Annotated in this window: 17 protein-coding genes; 8 read left to right on the top strand and 9 right to left on the bottom strand. The window is 52.0% G+C overall.

Annotation, left to right across the window (positions count from 1 at the left end; all coding sequences use genetic code 11):
• Positions 1-35: 35 nt before the first annotated feature.
• On the bottom strand, positions 36-1,085 hold the full coding sequence (locus L370_RS06950; protein ID WP_023335250.1) for an oxygen-dependent tRNA uridine(34) hydroxylase TrhO: 1,050 nt from the start codon (positions 1,083-1,085) through the stop codon (positions 36-38).
• A gap of 221 nt (positions 1,086-1,306) precedes the next feature.
• On the opposite strand from L370_RS06950, the gene L370_RS06955 reads away from it, so the two are divergent.
• The 3 genes from L370_RS06955 to L370_RS06965 all read left to right on the top strand — a co-directional run bounded on the left by L370_RS06955 (position 1,307) and on the right by L370_RS06965 (position 4,063).
• Positions 1,307-2,233, top strand: coding sequence for a Kdo(2)-lipid IV(A) acyltransferase (locus L370_RS06955; RefSeq protein WP_023335249.1), 927 nt, complete (start codon positions 1,307-1,309; stop codon positions 2,231-2,233).
• Between the two features lie 140 nt (positions 2,234-2,373).
• Positions 2,374-3,591 (top strand): multidrug efflux MFS transporter MdtG, encoded by a 1,218-nt coding sequence (gene mdtG, locus L370_RS06960; protein ID WP_023335248.1) that lies wholly within the window; start codon positions 2,374-2,376, stop codon positions 3,589-3,591.
• A 97-nt stretch (positions 3,592-3,688) separates the two neighbouring features.
• On the top strand, positions 3,689-4,063 hold the full coding sequence (locus L370_RS06965) for a MysB family protein (RefSeq protein WP_023311118.1): 375 nt from the start codon (positions 3,689-3,691) through the stop codon (positions 4,061-4,063).
• Between the two features lie 6 nt (positions 4,064-4,069).
• On the opposite strand, the gene L370_RS06970 is transcribed toward L370_RS06965, so the two are convergent.
• The 3 genes from L370_RS06970 to mdoG all read right to left on the bottom strand — a co-directional run bounded on the left by L370_RS06970 (position 4,070) and on the right by mdoG (position 8,457).
• The gene (locus L370_RS06970; RefSeq protein ID WP_023335247.1) at positions 4,070-4,297 is read right to left on the bottom strand and encodes a YceK/YidQ family lipoprotein; all 228 of its coding nucleotides are present in this window, start codon (positions 4,295-4,297) and stop codon (positions 4,070-4,072) included.
• An 85-nt stretch (positions 4,298-4,382) separates the two neighbouring features.
• On the bottom strand, positions 4,383-6,911 hold the full coding sequence (mdoH, locus tag L370_RS06975) for a glucans biosynthesis glucosyltransferase MdoH (RefSeq protein ID WP_023335246.1): 2,529 nt from the start codon (positions 6,909-6,911) through the stop codon (positions 4,383-4,385).
• Positions 6,904-8,457 (bottom strand): glucans biosynthesis protein MdoG, encoded by a 1,554-nt coding sequence (mdoG, locus tag L370_RS06980; RefSeq protein ID WP_032638672.1) that lies wholly within the window; start codon positions 8,455-8,457, stop codon positions 6,904-6,906. Before mdoG ends, mdoH begins: the two co-directional genes overlap by 8 nt.
• A 254-nt stretch (positions 8,458-8,711) precedes the next feature.
• Here mdoG and mdoC point away from each other — a divergent pair, with 254 nt between their 5' ends.
• Positions 8,712-9,851, top strand: a complete 1,140-nt coding sequence (mdoC, locus tag L370_RS06985; RefSeq protein WP_023335244.1) for a glucans biosynthesis protein MdoC — start codon at positions 8,712-8,714, stop codon at positions 9,849-9,851.
• A 33-nt stretch (positions 9,852-9,884) separates the two neighbouring features.
• Here the strand turns inward: mdoC and ymdB are convergent, their stop codons facing one another.
• The 5 genes from ymdB to csgB form a co-directional block, all read right to left on the bottom strand.
• Positions 9,885-10,427, bottom strand: a complete 543-nt coding sequence (ymdB, locus tag L370_RS06990) for an O-acetyl-ADP-ribose deacetylase (protein ID WP_023335243.1) — start codon at positions 10,425-10,427, stop codon at positions 9,885-9,887.
• A 106-nt stretch (positions 10,428-10,533) separates the two neighbouring features.
• On the bottom strand, positions 10,534-10,854 hold the full coding sequence (locus L370_RS06995; RefSeq protein ID WP_023335242.1) for a fimbrial protein: 321 nt from the start codon (positions 10,852-10,854) through the stop codon (positions 10,534-10,536).
• A 164-nt stretch (positions 10,855-11,018) separates the two neighbouring features.
• Positions 11,019-11,351: a curli assembly chaperone CsgC gene (gene csgC, locus L370_RS07000; protein ID WP_023335241.1), complete on the bottom strand. Its 333-nt coding sequence runs from the start codon at positions 11,349-11,351 to the stop codon at positions 11,019-11,021.
• 62 nt (positions 11,352-11,413) lie between these two features.
• Complete coding sequence (gene csgA, locus L370_RS0122035; RefSeq protein WP_032666588.1) at positions 11,414-11,866, bottom strand: curli major subunit CsgA; 453 nt, start codon at positions 11,864-11,866, stop codon at positions 11,414-11,416.
• 40 nt (positions 11,867-11,906) lie between these two features.
• Positions 11,907-12,362 carry a curli minor subunit CsgB gene (gene csgB / locus L370_RS07005; protein ID WP_023335239.1) on the bottom strand — a complete coding sequence of 152 codons (456 nt, stop codon included), beginning with the start codon at positions 12,360-12,362 and terminating at the stop codon, positions 11,907-11,909.
• A 762-nt stretch (positions 12,363-13,124) separates the two neighbouring features.
• Here csgB and csgD point away from each other — a divergent pair.
• From csgD to csgG, 4 genes are read left to right on the top strand one after another with little or no spacing between them, the layout of a single operon-like run.
• Positions 13,125-13,775, top strand: coding sequence for a biofilm master transcriptional regulator CsgD (gene csgD, locus L370_RS07010; RefSeq protein WP_023335238.1), 651 nt, complete (start codon positions 13,125-13,127; stop codon positions 13,773-13,775).
• Between the two features lie 4 nt (positions 13,776-13,779).
• Positions 13,780-14,169 (top strand): curli production assembly/transport protein CsgE, encoded by a 390-nt coding sequence (csgE, locus tag L370_RS07015; RefSeq protein WP_023335237.1) that lies wholly within the window; start codon positions 13,780-13,782, stop codon positions 14,167-14,169.
• A gap of 23 nt (positions 14,170-14,192) precedes the next feature.
• Positions 14,193-14,606, top strand: a complete 414-nt coding sequence (gene csgF / locus L370_RS07020) for a curli production assembly/transport protein CsgF (protein ID WP_023335236.1) — start codon at positions 14,193-14,195, stop codon at positions 14,604-14,606.
• 26 nt (positions 14,607-14,632) lie between these two features.
• Positions 14,633-15,466 carry a curli production assembly/transport protein CsgG gene (gene csgG, locus L370_RS07025; protein WP_023335235.1) on the top strand — a complete coding sequence of 278 codons (834 nt, stop codon included), beginning with the start codon at positions 14,633-14,635 and terminating at the stop codon, positions 15,464-15,466.
• Positions 15,467-15,499: the final 33 nt, after the last annotated feature.

Here is a 15,499-nt window from a genome sequence, read left to right as displayed (position 1 = left end):
CGCCCGGCAGGCTTTCGCCGTGCCGGGCGTTATTATCATTCGGGGTCAGGGATACCCAGTTTGGTATTCAGACGGCCGCGTGATTTATTAAAAATCTTGTTGCCGTTTTCACGTCCTGCGCGACGGCGACGCTGCTCTTCTTCCGGAAGGATGCTCTCTTCGCTGCACAGCTCGCTACAGCAGCCGTTAAACTTCTCGGCACAGGCCGGGCACTGAATAAACAGCAGATGGCACCCGTCGTTTTTACAGTTAGTGTGGGTATCGCACGGTGCGCCGCACTGGTGGCACTGGGCAATGACGTCTTCCGAGATACGCTCACCCATACGCTCGTCAAAGACAAAGTTTTTCCCGATAAAGCGTACCGGTAAACCCTGCTCGCGGGCGCGGCGGGCGTACTCGATAATGCCGCCTTCAATATGCCAGACCTTATTAAAGCCGTTGTGCTTCATCCACGCGCTGGCTTTCTCACAGCGGATACCGCCGGTGCAGTACATAACGATCTTTTTATCCTTATGTTCCTGCATCATCTCAACCGCTTTGGGTAGCTGCTCGCGGAAGGTGTCGGCCGGGATTTCCATCGCGTTCTCGAAATGCCCCACTTCGTACTCATAGTGGTTACGCATATCAATGAACACGGCATCCGGATCGTCCAGCATCGCATTCACTTCCGCAGCCTTGAGATATTCACCGACATCCGCCGCGTTAAACTCAGGATCGTCGATACCGTCCGCCACGATGCGCTCACGCACCTTCATGCGCAGCACCCAGAAGGATTTCCCGTCATCGTCCAGGGCAATGTTCAGGCGCAAGCCGTCGAGGGCCGGATCGAACTGATAAAGCACGTCGCGGAAAGCGCTGACTTTGCTTTCCGGTACGCTAATTTGCGCGTTAATGCCTTCACGGGCAAGGTAGACGCGGCCGAAGACGTTCAGCGCCGTGAACGCCTGATAAAGCGCGTCGCGGGTCGCCTGCGGATCGTTGATGGTGAAGTATTTGTAGAAAGAGATGGTTGTGCGCGGTTCGGTTTCAGCCAACATGCGCGCTTTTAACATCTCGTTCGACACGCGGTTGTGTAACACTGGCATGGTGTACAGTCCTGGAATCGTTAGAGAGAATGAAAAATCGGTCGGCATCATATAGCAAACAAAACCAATTTACATCCACACAATTTACGCTAAATTTCACACACCCTGATTAATCAGGCTTAACAATTGCTGTATTCGTGCACGCTTCGAAAGCAGATATTTTGGCTACGTCTCAAAAAATGAGACACTAGCAAAACAGGACGTTTGAACACAGGAATGACATGACCCAGTTACCAAAATTTACTGCCGCCCTTTTGCATCCCCGCTATTGGTTGACCTGGCTTGGCATCGGCTTTTTATGGCTTCTGGTACAGCTTCCCTACCCTGTTATTTTTGGGTTGGGTAAATTTCTGGGCCGTTTCGCGCAACTGTTCATGAAGCGTCGCGCCAGAATCGCGTACCGCAATCTTGAGCTGTGTTTTCCGCAGATGAGCGAATCAGAGCGTCACGATATGGTCGCGAAGAATTTCGAATCTGTCGGGATGGGGCTCATGGAAACCGGTATGGCCTGGTTCTGGCCGGACAAACGCATGGCCCGCTGGAGCGAGGTGACGGGAACCGGCATGGAGCCGGTACATACGCTTCAGGCCAATCAGACGGGTGTGCTGCTGATCGGCGTCCATTTCCTGACGCTGGAAATCGGGGCGCGCATGTTCGGCATGCAGGCGCCGGGCATTGGCGTTTATCGTCCAAACGATAACCCGGTCATCGACTTAATCCAGACCAACGGCCGCATGCGCTCCAACAAAAGCATGATCGACCGTAAGGATCTGAAGGGGATGATCCGCGCCCTGAAATCCGGTGAAGTGGTCTGGTATGCCCCCGACCACGACTATGGCCCACAGGCCAGCGTATTTGTCCCCTTCTTCGCCGTTGAAGAGGCCGCCACAACGACCGGTACCTGGATGCTGGCGCGCATGTCCAAAGCCGCCATCGTGCCTTTTGTTCCCCGCCGTAAGCCGGATGGGTCAGGCTACGAGCTGATGATGCTGGAGCCGGAACTCGCGCCGCCGCTTGACGATGCGGAAACCACCGCACGCTGGATGAACAGCGTTGTGGAGAAGTGCATCATGCTGGCGCCTGAACAGTATATGTGGCTGCACCGCCGTTTTAAAACGCGGCCAAAAGGCACCCCGTCCCGCTATTAATCCTCATGCGGCCCTCAGGGCCGCATGCCGTTTTAGCTTTAAAAGCTCCTCCTCATTGCGGCAATCATAACCCAGGCGCATAATTAGCAGGCTTATTACTTTATACTTCAGGTGCACTGCACCTCATTATGCGGATAGTTATGTCACCCTCAGATGCCCCCATAAACTGGAAGCGTAACCTCACGGTTGCGTGGCTTGGCTGTTTTCTTACCGGCGCGGCGTTTAGCCTGGTCATGCCCTTCCTGCCACTCTATGTCGAACAGCTGGGCGTGACGGGCCACAGTGCGCTCAATATGTGGTCTGGCCTGGTATTCAGCATCACGTTTCTCTTTTCCGCGATAGCCTCGCCCTTCTGGGGCGGCCTTGCCGACCGCAAGGGACGTAAAATCATGCTGCTGCGTTCGGCGCTGGGGATGGCCATTATCATGGCGCTGATGGGCATGGCGCAGAACGTCTGGCAGTTTCTGATCCTGCGCGCGCTGCTGGGCCTGCTGGGGGGATTTATTCCCAATGCGAATGCCTTAATCGCCACGCAAATCCCCCGCCATAAGAGCGGCTGGGCGCTGGGGACACTCTCCACCGGCGGCGTGAGCGGTGCTCTGCTGGGGCCACTGGCCGGTGGATTACTGGCGGATAACTACGGCCTGCGCCCGGTCTTTTTCATCACCGCCAGCGCGTTGTTCCTGTGCTTTATCGTCACCCTGCTCTGTATTCGTGAAAACTTCACGCCAGTCGCCAAAAAAGAGATGCTCCACGCCAGGGAGGTGCTGACCTCGCTTAAAAATCCCAGACTGGTGCTGAGCCTGTTCGTGACGACAATGATTATCCAGGTGGCTACCGGGTCTATTGCCCCTATTCTGACGCTGTACGTTCGCGATCTGGCGGGTAGCGTCAGCAATATTGCGTTCATCAGCGGGCTGATCGCCTCCGTACCCGGCGTGGCGGCGCTGCTGAGCGCCCCGAGGCTGGGAAAGCTGGGGGATCGGGTGGGTCCGGAAAAAATCCTGATCTGCGCGCTGGTCATTTCCGTCCTGCTGCTTATCCCGATGTCGATGGTGCAGTCTCCGTGGCAGCTGGGCTTACTTCGCTTTTTACTGGGTGCCGCCGACGGCGCGCTGCTGCCCGCCGTACAGACCCTGCTGGTCTACAACTCCACGAACCAGATTGCCGGGCGTATCTTCAGCTATAACCAGTCATTCCGGGATATCGGTAACGTCACCGGACCGCTGCTCGGTGCCGGGATTTCCGCCAGCTTCGGTTTTCGCGCCGTCTTTATCGTGACGGCAGGCGTCGTGTTGTTCAATGCAATTTATTCATGGTTCAGTTTATCCCGCGCGCTGCGGCCCGCGACGGAATAAGACGAACGCCTGACGGCTTATTTTCGCATTCATACTTGCAGAATCTTATATTCAGCTATTCTTTCCCTGAAACCTTCTGGAAAACAGGGAGACACCAATGACCATGTACGCCACGCTGGAAGAAGCTATTGATGCCGCTCGTGAAGAGTTCCTCGCCGACAACCCCGGCGTTGAAGAAGAAGATGCTGACGTGCAACAGCTTAATATCCAAAAATACGTTCTGCAGGATGGGGATATTATGTGGCAGGCCGAATTCTTTGCCGATGAAGGGGAAGAAGGGGAATGTTTGCCGATATTAAGCGGTGAAGGTGCGCAGGCCGTCTTTGATGGCGACTATGACGAAATTGAACTTCGGCAGGAATGGCTGGAAGAGAACACCCTGCACGAGTGGGATGAGGGTGAGTTTCAGCTCGAGCCACCGCTGGATACGGAAGAAGGTCAAACCGCAGCCGATGAGTGGGACGAGCGTTAATTTACGCTATTCGTAAGGGCCGTGGCTGGCATCGATCGGCAGCAAAAGCGTGTCGAAAACCAGCGAGAACGGCAGATCGAGCACGGTCAGATAGCGCCATGCGGAATCACGGAGATCCCATTTCACGCCCGGGTAATACTGATTCCCATGGCCTTGCCCTGGAATGGTGCGGCTGATGATACTCCCGCAGCCGCTGAGCAGGCATGCCATCATGACGACGATGATTATTCTCATCTCTAACCTCTAAAAAAATACCGGCCTCACAGCCGGTATTTTATCTGGCGGGTGGCGCTTCGCTTACCCGCCTCTTCTTAACAATTTACTTCGCCTTCAGGGCGAGCGGGTTCAGCTTCACGTCCTTATAGTAGTTCACCCACGAAGAGTATTTCTCCGGAGCGGACCACACGCGGTAGTGAAGACGCGCCATTGTCACCGGGTCGCTCAACAGCACCAGACGACGGTCGCGGTTGAGTTTTTCCGGGGTCTCGTTAAGCGCCTGCTCAACGTGACGATCGCGAGCAATCTCCAGCACCTGGCTGGCACGGTGGCGCGCAGTGGCCATCGCCGTTGCCAGGGCGTTGAATGACGGGTTAAACACGGCGTGCATGAAGCCGTCATCCAGTGAACGACTGCGGTTCTGTTCCAGGTAACGATCGGTATCCACCAGCACCTGCGGCGGGGAATACTCTTCCGGGATCAGGAACAGTTTCCAGCGTTTGGTTCTGAGCCCCACCGTTGAACGGCTGGAAATCACGGACACAAACGGCGACAGGATCAGCGAGAAGACAATCGGCGCCAGCCAGAACAGGAAGCGCAGATCCAGCCAGGCCATACCGGCCGCCCACACCAGACCCAGCAGCAGCTGAGACCCGTGGCGCATAAAGGCTTCACTCCACGGCGTGGAGTCGTCGTCACGCTGCGGTGAGTTCCAGACCACTTCCCAGCCCAGGAACGCACTGACCACAAACACGGTGTGGAACAGCATACGTACCGGCGCCAGCAAGACGGAGAACAACACTTCCAGCAGCAGAGAAAGGGTCACGCGGAAGAAACCGCCGTACTCCTTCGAGCCTTTGCACCAGATCAGAATGATGCTGAGCAGCTTAGGCAGGAACAGCAGCACCATGGTGGAGGCAAACAGCGCAATCGCCAGCTCCGGACGCCACTGCGGCCACACCGGGAACAGCTGGCGCGGTTGCAGGAAGTATTGCGGCTCCGTGAGGGCATGGACGACCTGCAGCGCAGTGGAGAGCGCGAGGAACATAAACCACAGCGGTGCGGAGAGATAAGACATCACGCCCGTCAGGAACACCGCACGGTGAACCGGGTGCATCCCTTTTACCAGGAACAGGCGGAAGTTCATCAGGTTACCGTGACACCAGCGGCGGTCACGCTTGAGTTCGTCCAGCAGGTTCGGCGGCAGCTCTTCGTACGATCCCGGCAGGTCGTAGGCAATCCAGACGCCCCAGCCAGCACGACGCATCAACGCCGCTTCTACGAAGTCATGCGACAGAATAGAGCCCGCAAACGAACCCTCCCCCGGCAGCGGCGCCAGCGCACAGTGCTCAATGAACGGCTTCACGCGGATGATGGCGTTGTGACCCCAGTAGTGGGATTCACCCAGCTGCCAGAAGTGCAGACCCGCCGTAAACAGCGGCCCGTAAACACGGGTGGCGAACTGCTGGCAGCGCGCATACAGCGTGTCCATACCGGACGCTTTTGGCGAGGACTGAATGATACCCGCGTTAGGGTTGGCTTCCATCAGGCGTACCAGACCGCTCAGGCAGTCTCCGCTCATGACGGAGTCAGCATCCAGCACCACCATGTAGCTGTACTGGTTACCCCAGCGACGGCAGAAGTCATCAATGTTACCGCTTTTACGCTTCACACGGCGGCGGCGGCGGCGGTAGAAGATCTGGCCTTCGCCCTGCACTTCTGCAATCAGCTCCATCCACGCTTTTTGTTCTGCCACGCAGATATCCGGGTTGTAGCTGTCGCTCAGGATGTAAACGTCGAAATGCGCCGCGTTGCCGGTCGCCTTCACGGACTCCCAGGTCGCACGCAGGCCCGCAAATACGCGGTCAACGTCTTCGTTACAGATAGGCATAATCAGCGCGGTACGGTGCTCAGGATTGAGGGGTTCATCCCCGACCGTTGACGCTGAAATGCTGTATTTGTCACGCCCCATCAGCAGCTGCAGGAAGCCCATCAGCGCGGTCCAGAAACCGGCCGAGACCCAGCAGAAGAGAACCGCGAACAGCAGGAGAATGCCGCTCTGCAGGATATACGGCAGCAGCTGCATGAAGGAGACCCAGAGATCCTGGCCCATCATGTCCGTCGGGTTGATAAACGCCCAGCCCTGGTAAGGCAGAATAGTTTTCATGTACCAGGTCGCGACGACCGTCTGCGCCAGCGTCAGAAGGAGCAGAATGTAGCGACGGATGGTCCCTACGGTACGCCATTTCTGTTCGGACGCCTGCTCTTCTTTCGTCAGGCGTGACAGATAGCGTGGCGTCACATCACGCCCGCGCAGGCGATCCCAGAAGCGACTCACCGGGTTGGTTCGCCATGGATCGGGGAACATCGAGGAGCGCGTGGCCTTCGGCATCGCCTGAAGCTGATCGCGTCCTTCATCGTCTTTAATCAACTGCCCTTCCGCCAGCGAGTCCGGCCAGGCCTGCTCCAGACGCGCCTTGACTGACCCGAGCGGCGTATCATCATCACGGGAAAACTGACGATGTTCACCATCCAGTGCGGTGTGAACCGCGCGGATGTCGCTCTTAGGCAGTGCCGCTTTTTCGATATCCGTCAGCGGCATGGCATCAATATATTCAGATGTATTATTCATTGGCAGGTAGCTGATAGCTCCAGGTTTCACTCAGCGGCTGATCGTCACTGACCAGCGCAGCGCGCATTTCAGTGGTCTGTTTCGGATCTTTCACTTTCACGCGCAGGGTCAGACGCCAGCCTTTGGTTACCGGGTTGTAACGCACGGTATTCTCAACGATTTCACCGTTATCCCCGATGCTTGCCTGAGCGGCAACGGCGGTATCCGGTGACAGTTTCTTCATATCCTGACCTGTGAAGTCCACGACGAACGCCACGGTACCGTCAGGCTGACGGATAAGATTAGACTGCTTCACATCCCCCGTTGAGCGGCGAGTCTGCATTACATACGCGTTATCCGGCGCATGCAGCTTATCTTCGTCGCGGCTGAAGGTAATGGTGTACTTGAAGTTCATCTCTTTACCGGCTTCCGGGAGCTGATCCGGTGTCCAGTAAGCGACGATGTTATCGTTGGTTTCGTCGTTGGTTGGAATTTCTACCAGCTCGACCTTACCTTTACCCCAGTCACCGTTTGGCGTGACCCAGGCGCTTGGACGCTGGTCATAGCGATCGTCCAAATCTTCAAAGCGCGAGAACTGACGACCACGCTGCAGCAGGCCGAAACCTTGCGGGTTTTCCATCGCGTAGCTGCTAACCGCCAGATGTTTCGGGTTATTCAGCGGACGCCAGATCCACTCACCGTTACCGGCATGAATAGACAGACCGTTGGAGTCATGCAGTTCCGGGCGGAAGTTGGTTGCCGGAGACGGCTGGTTCGGCCCAAACAGGAACATACTGGTCAGTGGTGCAACGCCCAGTTTGCCCACTTTATCACGCAGGTAAACTTTGGACTGCACGTCAACTACCGTGTCACGGCCCGGCATAATCACAAAGCGATAGGCACCGGTTGCACGCGGGGAATCCAGCAGTGCATAAATGGTCAGACGTTTGTCCGTTGGTTTTGGACGTTCAATCCAGAACTCACGAAAACGTGGGAACTCTTCACCTGATGGCAGCGCGGTATCAATAGCCAACCCACGCGCAGAAAGCCCGTACACCTGCCCCGCGCCAATGACGCGGAAATAGCTGGCACCCAGCATGCTGACGATTTCGTCGTTTTTATCTTTGCTGTTGATCGGGTAAAGCACCTTAAAGCCTGCGAAGCCCAGGTCTTTCACCGTATCTTTGTCGTGTTGCACATTGCCAAAATTGAAGTAATCCGGGCTGTACTTGATCTTACGTACTGCTGTCGCCGTCACTTCATTGATGGCAACAGGCGTGTCGAAGTACATACCCTGATGATAAAACTCAAGCTTGAACGGGGTCTTTATATTGCTCCAGTACGCTTTGTCGTGATTGAACTGGATCTGCTGATAGTCCGCATACTTCATGTCGCGGAAAACGGAGGGCAAGTTACTTTTCGGCGCTTCGTAGCTCTTGCCTGCCATCGATTTTGCCTGTTTTGCGACATCGTCGATGTTAAAGGCCAGTGCCGATGAGGTATACAGTGATAACACCACTGCAGCACCCAACCAACGCATTTTCATCATCTGTGGTTTATGTTTCATAATAAGTAAGCACTTCCCCCTTTGTGTGCTTATATCGATCCGATCCATTTTAATGGAAACTCAGGCAATCCGACAACATTATCACTGCTTTGTTCAGCTGCTGGCTCATGGAATAAGCAAATGAAAGAACCCGCTTTTCACTTTGCGTGCTTATCCTGGAGACAGGGTGTCGGTCTTGGTGTAGGGTTGGCTTCGAATGTAACCATTATGAGTCTTAGGGATAAGACGAAAAGTCTGAGAATGCACAACGTTATATGAGCACAACACCAACAGAACGTGAATATTTCCTCGACTCGATCCGGGCATGGCTGATGCTATTGGGGATCCCCTTTCACATTTCACTGATTTACTCCAGCCATACCTGGCATGTGAATAGCCAGATGCCCTCCTGGTGGCTGACGCTGTTTAATGACTTTATTCACGCCTTCCGTATGCAGGTGTTTTTTGTCATATCCGGCTATTTTTCCTACATGCTGTTTCTGCGCTACCCGCTCAAGCGCTGGTGGAAGGTGCGCGTAGAGCGCGTGGGCATACCGATGTTGACGGCCATTCCGCTGCTGACGCTGCCGCAGTTCATTATGTTGCAGTATGTCAAAGGCAAGGCGGAGAACTGGCCGAATCTTACGCCGTATGAAAAGTACAATACGCTGGTCTGGGAGCTGGTGTCTCACCTGTGGTTTCTGCTGGTCCTGGTGGTGCTCACATCGGTGAGCCTGTTCATTTTCAGCCGCCTGCGTCACCATCTAAATACGAAAGCCGACACCTTTTTCGCCAACGTTACGATGGGCAAATTGTCAGTAATTTTCTTACTGCTGGGAATTGCCTACGCTGCCGTGCGACGGACCCTGCTTATCATCTACCCGCCGATTTTAAGCGACGGGCTATTTAATTTTGTGGTGATGCAGTCACTGTTCTACATTCCGTTCTTTTTAATCGGCGCGCTGGCTTTTATTCATCCAAAGCTTAAATCGCTGTTTGTCACCCCGTCACCGTGGTGCGCGCTGGGAGCCACCCTCGCATTCGCGGCCTATCTGCTGAATCAGCGCTACGGCAGCGGCGACGCCTGGATGTATGAAACGGAAAGCGTGATCACTATGCTGCTGGGCTTGTGGATGGTGAACGTGGTATTCGCGCTGGGCCACCGCCTGCTGAACTTTAAGTCCAGCCGCGTGACTTACTTCGTGAATGCTTCGCTGTTTATCTATCTGGTGCATCACCCGTTGACGCTCTTCTTCGGGGCATACATCACACCGCACATCGCCTCCAACACGCTGGGCTTCTTTACCGGGCTGGTGTTTGTGGTGGGGGTGGCGATCGTACTTTACGAAATCCATCTGCGGATCCCGCTCCTGCGTTTCCTCTTTTCGGGAAAACCACCGGCGAAAGCCTCATAAACCTCGCGGCGCACCAGATGCGCCGCGTTTGCTTTAACTTTCCAGCTCTTGTCTGCGCTGAGTCAGAAGCCGCTGGTAAAGATGCGTGGTGTCGTCGTCAAAACAGACAAAAATCACCTTCTCTGGCAGCGGTTTTAAAGACAGATAGCGATAAACGGTTTCTACGGCGATCGTAGCGGCGGCGGCCTTAGGATAACCATAGACGCCGGTGCTGATGGCCGGGAACGCCATCGTTTTATAACCGTTGTCGGCGGCCAGTCGCAGACAGTTCCGGTAAGCCTCTTCCAGGATACTTGCTTCGTGCTGGTCTCCGCCATGCCAGACGGGCCCTACGGCGTGAATGACCGCTCTGGCAGGCAGATTACCCGCCAGCGTAATCACCGCGTGACCGGGAGGACATTCGCCCTGCTGTTGCCGCACGGTTTTACAGGCTTCCAGCAGCTGCGGTCCGGCAGCGCGGTGGATAGCCCCGTCCACACCGCCTCCCCCCATCAGGGATGGATTGGCCGCATTGACGATAACGTCGACGTGCATTGTCGTAATATCGCCATGAATAATTTCAATTTGCGGTTTCATAAAGCCCCTCTGCAACCCGCCTTTTTCTTAAGTGTATCGCAGAGGAGACTGGGAGAAAAAACTATCAGAAAAAATCCTCCTCCACCGCAGGGCGGGAGAGAACGCATTAGCGATACTGGATTTCGACAACCGCGAGCGTTTTTTCAGGATTCAGGTACTTCATATTGAGCGTCGCCAGGCTTGAATCACTCACTTTCCCGTTGAGCGCCTCTTCATAGCTGACCATACGCGTTTGCATCCGGTTATTATTTGGACATGACAACGCAAACTGTTGCTTCTGGGGAGTGACTTCACAGGGGTCTGCAACAATAGCACCGCGAAAATGAATGACACCACCTTCAACAAGGGTGGCCGAATAAGCCGGAATACTCAAAGCAGAAACGACCAGACCCAGACCTGCCACGAGTCGAGCAAAATAGTTGTTCATTATAGGTACTCCTCAATGAAAATCGTCCATGAGGGGTAAACGCGCTTCATTTATTATGGCAAACGAAGTTTCACGTTACGGAACATAACGACCTGGTCCCTGATATCAGCATAGCTCAACGGCACATACCCGCCACCTTCGCAACATATTGATTTCATGAATATTTAAAGCGAACGCTCCGCTGGCGACCACTGTTGTGATAAATGCAGCGATTTACCGTCTGACACGGTGACAACGATTTTTACCGTGTCTCCCGCGCTTATATTTAAACTCAGGCGCGTTAAATCAATCGTCTGATTAGCGGGTATAAAAAGTGCGTTTTGCTGTCGGGAAGAACTTTGTCCCCCCTGCCCTTCTCGCACAGAAACAATCTGAACCTGACAATCACACGATTGCGCCAGAGTGACCTGGGGAATAATGGTGGTCATATTTTCCTGCTGTGAGGTTTTGAAGGTTATCTGGCTGGAAAGGGCGGCAAGGAGAATTAAGGTATTCATGATGAACTCCCGAAAAAAAACAGGGCTGATGCCCTGTTTTTTTGTAGCACAGATATCAGGTATCAGTACTGATGAGCTGTCGCGTGGTTACCAAAACCGATCTGGGTCACGTTTACAGTCGAGTTAGACGCAGTCTGGTCTACCAGCGCACCGTTAAGACCGCCGTACTGGCTAACATTCATTTTGGAATCTTTACTGTTCCACTGATCAAGGGTTGCACTGTTACCAAAACCGTTCTGGGTCAGACTGATATTACTGTCATCAGATCCCTGGCCAACGTCGGCACCGTTACCGCCACCCGTCTGGCTAATACTCAGGACGGAATTTCTGGCGTCTGTCTGCAATGCTACAGCAGAGTTACCGCCACCGTTTTGGTAAATATTCAGGGTTGAATTTGGGCCACCATATCCGCCGTGTCCATGTCCATGACCCCAACCGCCCTGATCGATCAAACCAGCCATAGCACTACCAGAAACTACGATTGCTGCAAGTGCTGCCACTTTGATAAATTTCATGGTAAACCCCCATCGGATTGATTAAATTCGTCGCGAGAAGCTAGCGTTGAATAACGCGAATAGCCATCTGCGACTGTTTCTGCACTACAACTGCGGTTTTCTGCGTACCGTACTGCGTAATATTTGCTCTATTACCCGACCCTTTCTGGATAATTTTCGCACTATTACCATATCCATCTTGCGTAATGCCTGCATCATTCCCGTTACCGCTCTGATCGATCCAGGCTATATTGTAACTCCCTGATTGATCAACCCTGGCTCTATTTCCTGCCCCGTCCTGGGAAACAATGGACATTAATTTTGAACCGTCCTGGCGTACCTGAGCGTCATTAAATACACCCTGTTGACCAATAATGGCTGCCTGATTTAGTGATGAAAGACTTAATTCGTTAACCGCAAAGTTATATTCAGGATTTGCCATATCTGAATTAGCTGCAGTTACAAATCCAGGCGCACTCAGTAATGTAAACATCATAAATAACGATGTGTTTTTCATGTTGTCACCCTGGACCTGGCTATTTAATCACACTCTAGCCCTATAATACTGTTACTTGTTAAAACGACTCGTAATGTGTTAACGCGTCGTTACGGTGAAGAGTATGTCCGCTGAAACATTTTAAATATCTCACCCACGCGGCTTATTTTTATTTATCGACTCACCACAAAGTCGTAATTTACATCAAAAATCACTTTAATTAGGCCAGCTTATATTTTTTATTAAATGTGTCTTGCGGGAGGGTTGTACAACGAGACGAAGGCTGGCCGCGCTTCTTTCTGGGTGTTTAAACGTAACGGCAGGAGAACATCTTTACACAGTCCGTGACACACAACCTGTTTTCTTAAGTCTGACAGTCCCTCATTCGTGGACTTAGAAAAAATGCACAACTCATACTTCATTCTCATTTCACATAAATAACAAAAAATCATAAATATTATTAGCTTAAAAATATTTGTATGATTTTTAAAATGTGTGCATCTCTATTTACATGTACAACTTTCTCATCAATTCTCGCCATTCACCACCACTGGTTTTCACAAATTAATATTGATTTTTACATTATGTTACATGTTTAACACTTGCTTTAAACTTCGTAAAAGCTAGATTGAAATTAGATGTACGAAATTGGTTTTATATTTACCTCCCTGTGGAGGTTATGGTCTGATTCTACACACAGCAGTGCAACATCTGTCAGTACTTCTGGTGTCCTCTTTTAAAAGGAGGACAGCTGCCAGGTGCCTAAAAAAGCGGGGTTTCATCATGTATAATGAAGTCCATAGTTTACATGGTCATACATTACTGTTGATCACAAAACCTTCTTTGCAAGCGACAGCGTTATTACAACATTTAAAGCAATCTTTATCATTGAACGGGAAATTGCATAATATTCAACGTTCTTTTGATGATATTGCGCCTGGCAGCATCATTCTGCTCGATATGATGGAGGCTGATAAAAAGCTTATCCATTACTGGCAAGATATTTTAAGCAGGAAAAACAATAATATCCGCGTGCTATTATTGAATACACCTGATGAGTACCCTTTCAGAGATATTGAAAGCTGGCCGCATATCAATGGCGTGTTCTACGTCACTGAAGAAGAGGACCGGGTGGTAGAGGGGCTGCAAGGTATATTGCGCGGAGAGTGTTATTTTTCGCAAAAACTTGCCAGCTATCTCATCACGCACTCCGGAAATTATCGCTATAACAGCTCAGAGTCAGCACTGCTCACGCACCGTGAGAAAGAGATCCTGAACAAGTTACGCATTGGTGCTTCAAATATTGAAATCGCCCGTTCGTTATTTATCAGCGAAAATACGGTAAAGACGCACCTTTATAATCTTTTCAAGAAGATAGCTGTGAAAAACCGAACTCAGGCTGTTTCGTGGGCAAACGATAACCTCAGGCGTTAAACACATGAAGCGCACGTTGAGTTGGATCGCCGCAGCGAGTTTCCTGCTCGCTGCAGGGAATCTGAAGGCCGTCGAGGTCGAAGTTCCCGGATTGTTGACTGACCACACTGTCTCCTCTATCGGGCACAGTTTTTACCGCGCCTTCAGTGATAAATGGGACAGTACTTACAAGGGTAATATAACAATCAACGAGCGGCCCAGTGCACGATGGGGAAGTTGGATAACAATAACGGCTAATCAGGACGTTATTTTCCAAACCTTTTTATTCCCCACAAAAATGGACTTCGATAAAAACGTAGCCATAGCACTGGCACAATCAGAAGACGCTATTAATCGCCTGCAAATAGATAAAGCCCTATTAAGCACCAGCGATTTAGCAAAAGACGAGTTCTAGCGAACCGATATGCGGAGGCTGTCATGCGTATTGCATATGCAGTTGTTTCGATAATGCTGATAACACCCATAAGCTGGGCTGGAAACATGACGTTTCAGTTCCGTAACCCTAACTTTGGCGGTAACCCTAACAACGGCGCGTTCATGTTAAATGAAGCTCAGGCGCAAAATTCCTATAAAGATCCAAGCTTTAAGGATTTTAACGTTGATACCCCGTCCGCACTGGACAATTTCACTCAGGCTATCCAGTCGCAGATTTTAGGTGGGTTACTGACCAACATTAATACCGGGAAACCCGGCCGAATGGTGACTAACGACTTTATTGTCGACATCGCTAACAGGGACGGACAACTCCAGTTGAACGTGACCGATCGAAAAACCGGAAAAACCTCAACGATTCAGGTTTCCGGCCTACAAACTAATTCAACTGACTTTTAAACAATAGCTAAATAAGGACAACGATCATGCAGCGCTTCCTGATATTTGTTGCAGTGTGCTTATTGAGCGGTTGTTTAACTGCTCCACCTAAAGAAGCTGCAAAACCAACATTAATGCCTCGGGCCCAGAGTTATCGTGATTTAACACATTTACCTTCCCCTACCGGGAAAATATTTGTCTCCGTATATAACATTCAGGATGAAACCGGGCAATTCAAGCCTTACCCGGCAAGTAACTTCTCCACGGCAGTGCCGCAAAGCGCCACCGCCATGTTGGTTACCGCGCTCAAGGATTCGCACTGGTTTATTCCGCTGGAACGTCAGGGGCTTCAGAACCTGTTGAATGAACGCAAAATTATTCGTGCCGCACAGGAGAATGGCACCGTCGCGGACAATAACCGGACACCGCTGCAATCCCTGGCGGCAGCAAACGTGATGATTGAAGGATCAATTATTGGCTACGAAAGTAACGTTAAATCGGGTGGTGCAGGAGCACGTTACTTCGGTATCGGTGCAGATACCCAGTACCAGCTCGACCAAATCGCCGTTAACCTGCGTGTGGTCAACGTCAGTACAGGCGAAGTGCTCTCTTCGGTGAACACCAGTAAAACCATTCTGTCTTATGAAGTCCAGGCAGGGGTCTTCCGCTTTATCGATTACCAGCGCTTGCTGGAGGGTGAAATTGGCTACACCTCTAACGAGCCGGTCATGATGTGTCTGATGTCAGCCATTGAAACAGGCGTTATTTTCTTAATCAATGATGGTATCGACCGCGGGCTGTGGGATCTGCAAAACAAAGCAGACGTGCAGAACCCGATACTGGTGAAATACCGCGATATGTCAGTACCTCCGGAATCCTGACAGGAAGCGCATAAAAAAGGCGAGATAACTATC

Origin of the sequence: Enterobacter sp. MGH 24, assembly GCF_000493015.1 — a bacterium.
Taxonomy (GTDB): Bacteria; Pseudomonadota; Gammaproteobacteria; order Enterobacterales; family Enterobacteriaceae; genus Enterobacter.
Note: the sequence above shows the minus strand (reverse complement) of the source record. Positions and strands in the feature narration are given on the sequence as shown.